Genomic DNA, 7464 nt, shown 5'->3' on the forward strand with positions numbered 1-7464 from the left:
CGGCGCCCGCCGCCCCGCCCCGCCGGGCGCCGCGTCCGTCAGGAGGTCGGCGCGCGGGGCGGGGTGATCGGGGTGCGGCCGCGGGCCAGCACCCAGACCATGGCGGCCAGCGCGGCCACCTGCAGCGGCCACCCCATGACGATCTTCGCGGCGCCCAGCAGGGCGCTCTGGTCGCCGTCGGCCAGGTAGATCGGGTACTGCACGGCCACCCGCAGCACGTTGGGCACCGCCAGCAGCCAGGTCAGCCGGGTGCACAGCCGGACCACGCCCGGGTCGGAGCGCCACCCGGTGGGGTCGCCGGTGACCGAGCCGATGATGAACCCGACGACCGGCCAGCGCACCAGGATCGAGAAGATCATTCCGACCGCGTAGCCGGCGTTGAGCAGGATGCCCGGGATGAACGCGTCCTCGGCGCGTCCCGAGCGCAGCGCGAAGAACGCCGCGATGGCGATGCCGACGAGGCTGTTGAGCACGAACTGCGGCGTGGAGCGCTGCGCGATCCGCACGAGGAGCAGCAGCACCGCCGCGCCGACCCCGACCGCGGCGGCGAGCCGGACGTCCTTGCCGATGACGTAGGCGGTGGTGAAGCCGATGGTGGGCACGGCGGCCTCGATCATGCCGCGGACGCCGCCCAGCGCCTTGGACAGCTGGGCCCGCACCGCCGCCTCGACCGTGTCGTGGGCGGCGTCCCCGCCGCGGCGCGCGTCGTCGTCGCGCCGCGGCGCGTCCCGTCCGGTCCGTTCGTCCGTATCGGTCAGGGCGGGCGTCCCCGCCCCGCCCTTCGCCCTCTCGTCGTCCGCGGCCACGCTGCCCCCGCTCGCCTCGCGCTCGTCCACCGGGTCGCCCCCTTCCCGCGGCGCGGTCACGCGGACCCGCGCAGCTCGTAACGGGGGTTGAACATGACCTTGCGTCCGTCCTGCACGCTCACCAGGCCCTCGGCGCGCAGCCGCCGCCCGGGGTCGATGCCGGCGATCTTGCGGCGCCCCAGCCAGACCAGGTTGATCACGTCGGTGCCGTCGTAGAGCTCGGCCTCCAGGGCCGGCGCTCCACCACGGGGCCGCAGGGTCACCGTACGTAGCGTACCCGCCACGCACGCGCGCTTGCGCGCGGCGCAGGCGGTGATGGGGGTGGCGCCCTCCGCCCCGCTGGTCTGCTGGAGCTCCTCGGCCTCCATCTCGGCCTTGCTCGAGGTCATGCGGCGGAGGAAGCGCCGCAGCCCGCCGCGGCCGCGGCCGGGTCGGGGCGTGCCACGCGTCTCGGTCTGCGGATGGGCCGGCACCTCGTCCATGTTCGAAGCGTAAGGCATCCAAGAAGGAAGTGTCGGACGACGGTGACGTTCTCGAAATCAGCGACAACTGGCGACAAGTCAGGCGGCGGTGCCGGGCGCGGCCCCGGCGCTCCCCTCCCGTCACCGAATTGAGACGCGCGATTTCGGCGGCCTCCCCCCTCCCGGGCCGCGCGGCGTCTACTTTCTCACCAGGGAACCTCACCCTCCGTAGGCGACGCGCCACGGAGGGGACTCGCAGCGCATCCACGGCAGACGGTACGGGGACACGATGCCGCACAGGGGCAACACACGGATTCCGAGGAACTGGACGGCCGCGATCGCGGCCGCGACGCTCACGGCCGCTCTCGCCGCCGTGTCCGCCTGCGGGGGCGGCGGCGACGGGACGGACGGCGCACGGGCCGGCCGCGCGTTCGGGGCGGCGACGCCGTCCGCCTCCCCGCCGATCCTGATCACGCCCGCGCACGGGGCGCGCGCGGTGCGGCCCGACAGCCGGGTCGTGGTCACCGCGCGCCGCGGCACGCTGCACCGCGTCGTCGTGCGCGCCGCCGACGGCACCCGCGCGCCCGGCCGCATGTCGTCGGACCGCCGCACCTGGCGGACGCGCTGGACGCTGCGTCCCGGCACCGTCTACACCGTCGACTCCACCGGCGTCGAGCAGGGCAGGCCGACGGCCGCGACCGCCCGGTTCGCCACGCTGCGCCCGCAGGCCGCGTTCGGCGTCGCCGACGTCGCCCCGCGCCCGGGCGAGGTGGTGGGGGTCGGCATGCCGATCATCGTCACCTTCGACCGGCCGGTGGCCGACCGCGCGGCCGTGGAGCGTTCCCTGGAGCTGCGCATGAGCCGTCCCGTGGTCGGCGCGTGGCGCTGGCTGGACGGCCGCCGGGTGGTGTTCCGCCCCCGCCGGTTCTGGCCGACGGGCCAGCGGGTGAGGCTGATCGCGCACACCGCGGGCGTGCGGGCGGCGCCGGGCGTGTACGGGCGGGCGGACCGCGCGGTCGGCTTCCGGGTGGGCCCGGCCAGGATCAGCACCGTGGACGTGCCGCGGCACCGCATGACCGTGCGGGTGAACGGCCGTGTCGTGCGGTCGGTGGGGATCAGCGCGGGCAAGGGCGGCGCCCGCAAGTACACCACCACCAGCGGCGTCCACCTGACCATGGGCAAGGCGGACCCGGTGATCATGTCGTCGGCGTGGATGGGCGTCACCGACCGCGACGACCCGCGCTATTACAAGAAGAAGGTGCGGCACGCGGTGCAGATCTCCGCCAGCGGGGAGTACGTCCACGCGGCCCCTTGGTCGGTGCGGGCGCAGGGACGGGAGAACGTCAGCCACGGCTGTGTGAACGCTTCACCGGAGTTCGCGCGCTGGTTCTTCGGGGAGACGCTGCGCGGGGACGTCGTCACCATCATCGGCACGAACCGTCCGCTGGAGTGGAACAACGGCTGGGGGTACTGGCAGCTGCCGTGGCGCGTGTGGCAGGCGGGCAGCGCGCTGAAGCGTCCCGTCCGGCCCGGCCGCCTGTGACGGCCCGCCGGTATCGACCGTCGTCGACCGGCGGCCTGTGCGGCCCTCGCCGTCACCGGGCGGCGCGGGCCTTCTCGATGGCCTGCTCGAACGCCGACAGCGGCTGCGCGCCGAAGAACGGCTCCCCGTTGATCAGGAACGCCGGGGTGCCGGGGACGCCGAGCCGCTGCCCGAACGCGAAGTCGTCGCGGACCGCGCCGCGCACCTCGCGGGACCGGCGGTCGGCGTCGAAGCGCGCCACGTCGAGCCCGGCGCGGCGGGCGACGTCGCGCAGGAACGCGTCGTCGATCCGGCCGCTGTTCATGCGGCGGGGCTGCCGCGCGTACAGGGCGTCGTGGAACTCCCAGAAGCGGCCCTGCCGGGCGGCCGCGCGGGCCGCCTCCGCGGCCCGCACCGACTCTTTGCCGAACGTCGGGAAGTCGCGCCAGATCAGCCGCACCACCCCCGTGTCGATGTAGCGGCGGGTCAGCTCCGGCTGGATCTTGCGGGCGAACGTGCCGCACTTGGGGCACTGGAAGTCGCCGAACTCCTCGATCGTGACGGGGGCGCGGTCGCTGCCCTTGAACAGGGCCGGGTCGGCGGGCGGCGGCGTGGGCCCGATCCAGGTGACGGTCGGCGTGGGGGTGGGGCTGGGGGACGAGGGCGCCTCCACCTCGGGGATGCCGCCCTGCCCGCCGGCGCGGTCGTCGGCCGTCCGGTCCTTGTCGCGGGTCAGCGCCGCGAACGCCATGACCGCCAGCACGGCGACGGCGGCGACGACGGCCGCCGCGGTGCGGGTCCGCCCGCCGAACCGGCGTGCGAGCGGTCCGCGGCGCCGCTCGTCCTGGTCGTCGCGCGTCCCGCCCTCGATCACGTCCGCGGGCTCGTCACCGCCGTGCGGCACCGGACGCCTCCCCTCTCGTCGCCGTGACCGGCCCGGGGATTCCCCGGGCGCCTCCCAGTCTGGGCGATCGGAACGCCGCGCGCCGCAGGCCACGCCGGGTCCGCGGCGGCCGCCGTCGCGACGCCCTCGGGAACGGCGTCTCGAACGGCGCCGGGGGTCGTCGTCCCGGGCGGACAGGAGTAGCGTCCACGGTGTGCAGGCTCATCAACTGGCCAGGCCCTACCCCGTCACCCGGTTGGACGGTGACGCGCTCGAGGCCGCGCGCATGCTGGCGGAGCAGCGGCTCCCCGGCCTGATCGTGGTGGACGAGGACGAGCATCCGGTCGCGGTGCTGCCCGGGTCGCAGATCCTGCGGTTCGTCGTGCCGCGCTACGTCCAGGACGACCCGGCGCTCGCCCGCGTGTTCGACGAGGACCACGCCGACCGCATGTGCCAGCGGCTCGGCGGACGGAAGGTGCGGGACGTGCTCGTGCCCGAGCAGGCGCCGCCCCTGCCCGTGGTGCCCGGCGACGCGCAGGCGATGGAGATCGCCGCGCTCATGGCCGACGCGCACTCCCCGGTGGTGGCGGTCGTGGACGAGGCCGGGCCCGGGCGGCCGCGCATCGTCGGCGCGATCACCGTGGCCGATCTGCTCGGCCGGCTGCTGCCCGCGCCCGCCTGACGCGGGACGTCTGATCGGCGCGACGAACGGACCGCGCCGACGGCCCCGTCCCCGGCGCGCCGGGCGCGCGGCGGGGACGGGGACGACGGGCCGGGTCAGCGCACTTCGGTGATCTCCGGGCCGCGCTCGAAGGGGTTGAAGGTCTCCTTCTTCTCCTCTTCCTGCTGCTGCTCCTGCGCGTCGGCCTCGTGGAACTCCTTGGGGACCCGCAGTTCGAGCAGCTCGCGCGGCGGCATGGGGTGCTCGCCGCGGATGACGACCACGTTGCGCAGCACGTCCTCCAGGACCTGCCACTGCTCCTCGTCCTGCACCGCGGCGCCCTGCACCACGGCCTGCAGGAACCAGCGCGGCCCGTCGACGCCGATGAAGCGGATCAGCTGCGGCGCCCAGCCCTGGTCGATGAACTCCTGGGGGATCTGCTCGCGCACCTCCTGCGGCATCTCCGCCAGGATCTCCTCGGTGAGCGGGGCGGGCACCATGGCCACCATCTCCGGACCGAACGGGCCCTCGCCCTCCTGGACCTGGCCGCCCGCCTGCTCCTGGATGTCCTTGGCGGTCTCACGGCGCACGTCGTCCCAGATGCCGCTGCGCTTGGGCGCGGCGAACGCCTGGAGCTGCATGGCGCTCTGGCCGTGCTGGACGAGCACCGCGACCGGCCGCGCGTCCAGCGGGTTGCCCTGCTCGTCGACCTGCGTCGCCTCGAAGTTCACCTGGAAGCCCAGCCCCGGCGCGACGGGGACCAGCAGGGACCCGAAGTCCAGGCGCTGCATCTCGGGGTAGGAGTCCTCGGAGTCCCACGGCCCGCCCTTGGACGGGGTCGCCTGCGCGGGAGCCTCGGTCTCGGTCTCGGCGTCCGCCGCCTCCGCCCGCTCGTCGACCGTCCGCTCGGGCTCCTCGGCGGGCTTGTCGTCCTGCCGGCGACGACGTCCAAAAGCCACGACTCACGCTCCTTCGTTAGCGTACCGATTGTCCGCGAACCCGCCCGTAGAGCCGAAACCGTTGTCCCCGCGGGCGGACCCGGGAAGCTGAGCGACCTCGTGGAAGACCGCGTGTTCGACCCGCTGCACGACCATCTGCGCGATGCGGTCGCCGCGCCGCAGGCGGACGGTGGTGCGGGGGTCGGTGTTCAGCAGGGTCACCTTGATCTCACCGCGATAGCCGGCATCGACCGTACCCGGTGCGTTCACAATGGTCACCCCCAACCTAGCGCCCAAACCGGATCGCGGGTGAATGAACGCGGCATAGCCGTCCGGCAGCGCGATCGCCATGCCGGTGGGCACCACGGCCCGCTCCCCGGGCGGCAGCTCGACGTCGACGGCGGCGACGAGGTCGGCGCCGGCGTCGCCGGGATGGGCGTACCTGGGCAGCGGCAGGTCGGGGTCGAGCCGCCGGATGAGCACGTCCACCTTGCTCACGAAGTCACCTCGCTGGTCGGGTCGGCACCGCCCGCCGCCACGGCGGCGGCGGCGCGTCGAGCCTACCCAGGGCGGCGCGGTGAACGGTGCCGGAGCACGCCGCTCCGTCGGCGCCCGGAAGGACTTTACCCGCCTCCTGATCATCACTTCCGCCGCCATTGCACCGTCTGGACCTCGGAACGCGTAGTGTCGCTTTCGCCGCAATCCCCCGCCGGTGATCGCGGGAGAGGGGGAAGCGTGAGGCGACAGGTCGTCGTCCACCGGTCGCTCGACGGCGTCCGGGTCCGGCTGTCCGGTCGGCACGACCTGGGCGGCCCGGTCACCTCGGTGGCGCGGATCGCCGTCGCCGGACGGCTGCACGAGATCTCCTCCGGCGCCCGCGCCGACGCGTCGGCCTGGGCGGAGGACATCGGCGTGCGCCGCCTCGACCAGGAGTTCCGCATCCACGGCGGACGGCTGCGCACCGGCCGCGCCGTCTCCGTCGCCCCGGGCACCGGGGTGCGCGAGCCGGTGCTGGCGGCGATCTGGGAAGGCCGCCGCCACGCGGTGTTCACGCACCTGTACCACGCCCGTCCCGCCGACGCGGTGGCGTTCTTCGGCGCCCTGCGGCTCACCGAGCACGACGACGGGATCACCGTGGGGCACGGGGCGGACGCGCCGTCCCGCTCCGCCTCCGCCCTGACCGAGACCGCCCTGGTCAAGGAGGTCCCGGGGCTGGGGCTGCTGGAGATCAGCGCGTTGGACGCGCGGTCGCGGCGCCTTCTGCCGCCGTGGCGGGGCGCCGCCGTGGCGGGCGGCGAGCTGTTCCAGGACACCGTGCCCGGGCAGGGCCCGTACTTCCTGCTGGCGCTGCGGTCGCTGCTGGTCACGGTGCTGCCCGAGGAGGGCCTGGCGGAGCGGGTCCCCGAGCGGCTGTCCGGACTGGCGATCGAGGCGGTGGCGTGATGGCCGCGCTGCCGGCCGGGATCGCGGCGGTCGCCGTCCCGACGGTGCTGCTCGGCTCGCTGTGGGGCCATGTGCGGCGCCCTGGAGTGCTCGTCGCGGCGGTTCGGGCGCACGGCGTGGTGCCCGCCCCCTTGGTGCGGCCCGTCGCGGCGCTGGCGGTGGCGGCCGAGGCGGTCGCCGGAGGCTGGGCGGCGGCGGGGCTGCTGACGGGCCGGGACGACTCGCTGCGCATGTGCCTCGCGCTCGCGGCCGTCCTGCTGGCCGCCTACGCCCTCTACGGGGCCCATGTGGTGAGAACGCGGCCGCGTGCGGTGCCCTGCGGCTGCGGCGGCGACGCCGCCACGCCCATGACCGGCTGGGTCGCCGCGCGCGCGGGCGCGCTGGCGGGCCTGGCGCTGGCCGGGGCCGCCTGGGGGCCGCCCGCCGCCCGGTCTCCCGCCGAGTCGCTGATCGTCATCGCCATGGGCGTGGTGGTCGCGGTTCTGCTGTGGTGCCTGCCGCTCGCCATGGCGCAGGAGCGGGAGAGGAGCCCGGCGCGATGAGTTTCCAGACAAGTGCGCTGCTGGTGACGTGGGCGGTGCTGCTTCTGCTGGCCCTGGTGGTGGCGGGGCTCGTCCGGCAGGTCCACGCGCTGGGCCAGGGCGTGCCGCGGCCCGTGCCGCTCGGCCCCGCCCCGGGGTCGCCCGCGCCCGCGTTCGACCGCCTCGGCCCCGCCCCGGGGTCGCCCGCGCCCGCGTTCGACCGCCTCGG

At 75.3% G+C, this 7464-nt stretch carries 10 protein-coding genes; 5 read left to right on the forward strand and 5 right to left on the reverse strand.

Going from position 1 to position 7464, the window contains the following annotated elements:
- Positions 1-38 precede the first annotated feature (38 nt).
- Together AR3_RS27910 and AR3_RS27915 are read right to left on the reverse strand one after the other, a co-directional pair.
- Positions 39-836, reverse strand: coding sequence for a DUF3159 domain-containing protein (locus tag AR3_RS27910; RefSeq protein ID WP_390099614.1), 798 nt, complete (start codon positions 834-836; stop codon positions 39-41).
- Between the two features lie 26 nt (positions 837-862).
- Positions 863-1288, reverse strand: coding sequence for an OB-fold nucleic acid binding domain-containing protein (locus AR3_RS27915; RefSeq protein WP_067918469.1), 426 nt, complete (start codon positions 1286-1288; stop codon positions 863-865).
- A 352-nt stretch (positions 1289-1640) separates the two neighbouring features.
- On the opposite strand from AR3_RS27915, the gene AR3_RS27920 reads away from it, so the two are divergent.
- Positions 1641-2810 (forward strand): L,D-transpeptidase, encoded by a 1170-nt coding sequence (locus AR3_RS27920; protein ID WP_169803910.1) that lies wholly within the window; start codon positions 1641-1643, stop codon positions 2808-2810.
- Positions 2811-2862: 52 nt separating this feature from the next.
- On the opposite strand, the gene AR3_RS27925 is transcribed toward AR3_RS27920, so the two are convergent.
- Entirely contained in the window at positions 2863-3693 is an 831-nt protein-coding gene (locus AR3_RS27925) for a DsbA family protein (protein WP_067918472.1), read from the reverse strand.
- 193 nt (positions 3694-3886) lie between these two features.
- Here AR3_RS27925 and AR3_RS27930 point away from each other — a divergent pair, with 193 nt between their 5' ends.
- Positions 3887-4354, forward strand: coding sequence for a CBS domain-containing protein (locus tag AR3_RS27930; RefSeq protein WP_067918474.1), 468 nt, complete (start codon positions 3887-3889; stop codon positions 4352-4354).
- A 95-nt stretch (positions 4355-4449) separates the two neighbouring features.
- Here AR3_RS27930 and AR3_RS27935 read toward each other — a convergent pair whose 3' ends face one another.
- Both AR3_RS27935 and dut read right to left on the reverse strand, forming a co-directional pair.
- Positions 4450-5292: a DUF3710 domain-containing protein gene (locus AR3_RS27935; RefSeq protein ID WP_067918476.1), complete on the reverse strand. Its 843-nt coding sequence runs from the start codon at positions 5290-5292 to the stop codon at positions 4450-4452.
- Positions 5293-5295: 3 nt separating this feature from the next.
- Positions 5296-5769 carry a dUTP diphosphatase gene (dut, locus tag AR3_RS27940; protein ID WP_067918478.1) on the reverse strand — a complete coding sequence of 158 codons (474 nt, stop codon included), beginning with the start codon at positions 5767-5769 and terminating at the stop codon, positions 5296-5298.
- Between the two features lie 237 nt (positions 5770-6006).
- On the opposite strand from dut, the gene AR3_RS27945 reads away from it, so the two are divergent.
- From AR3_RS27945 to AR3_RS27955, 3 genes are all read left to right on the forward strand, one after another.
- Positions 6007-6714: a hypothetical protein gene (locus tag AR3_RS27945; RefSeq protein WP_067918480.1), complete on the forward strand. Its 708-nt coding sequence runs from the start codon at positions 6007-6009 to the stop codon at positions 6712-6714.
- Positions 6714-7256 (forward strand): MauE/DoxX family redox-associated membrane protein, encoded by a 543-nt coding sequence (locus tag AR3_RS27950; protein WP_067918482.1) that lies wholly within the window; start codon positions 6714-6716, stop codon positions 7254-7256. The genes AR3_RS27945 and AR3_RS27950 overlap by 1 nt, the downstream gene beginning before the upstream one ends.
- A partial coding sequence (locus tag AR3_RS27955) for a hypothetical protein (RefSeq protein ID WP_217998796.1) occupies positions 7253-7464 on the forward strand: 212 nt, incomplete at its 3' end. The genes AR3_RS27950 and AR3_RS27955, both read left to right, overlap by 4 nt.

Origin of the sequence: Actinomadura rubrobrunea NBRC 15275 (assembly GCF_001552235.1) — a bacterium.
Classification (GTDB): domain Bacteria; phylum Actinomycetota; class Actinomycetes; order Streptosporangiales; family Streptosporangiaceae; genus Spirillospora; species Spirillospora viridilutea.

Excerpts from the sequence above, each read along its gene's own strand:
- AR3_RS27915 (WP_067918469.1), bottom strand. The coding sequence starts at position 1,288 with ATGGACGAGGTGCCGGCCCATCCGCAGACCGAGACGCGTGGCACGCCC.
- AR3_RS27950 (WP_067918482.1), top strand. The coding sequence starts at position 6,714 with ATGGCCGCGCTGCCGGCCGGGATCGCGGCGGTCGCCGTCCCGACGGTG.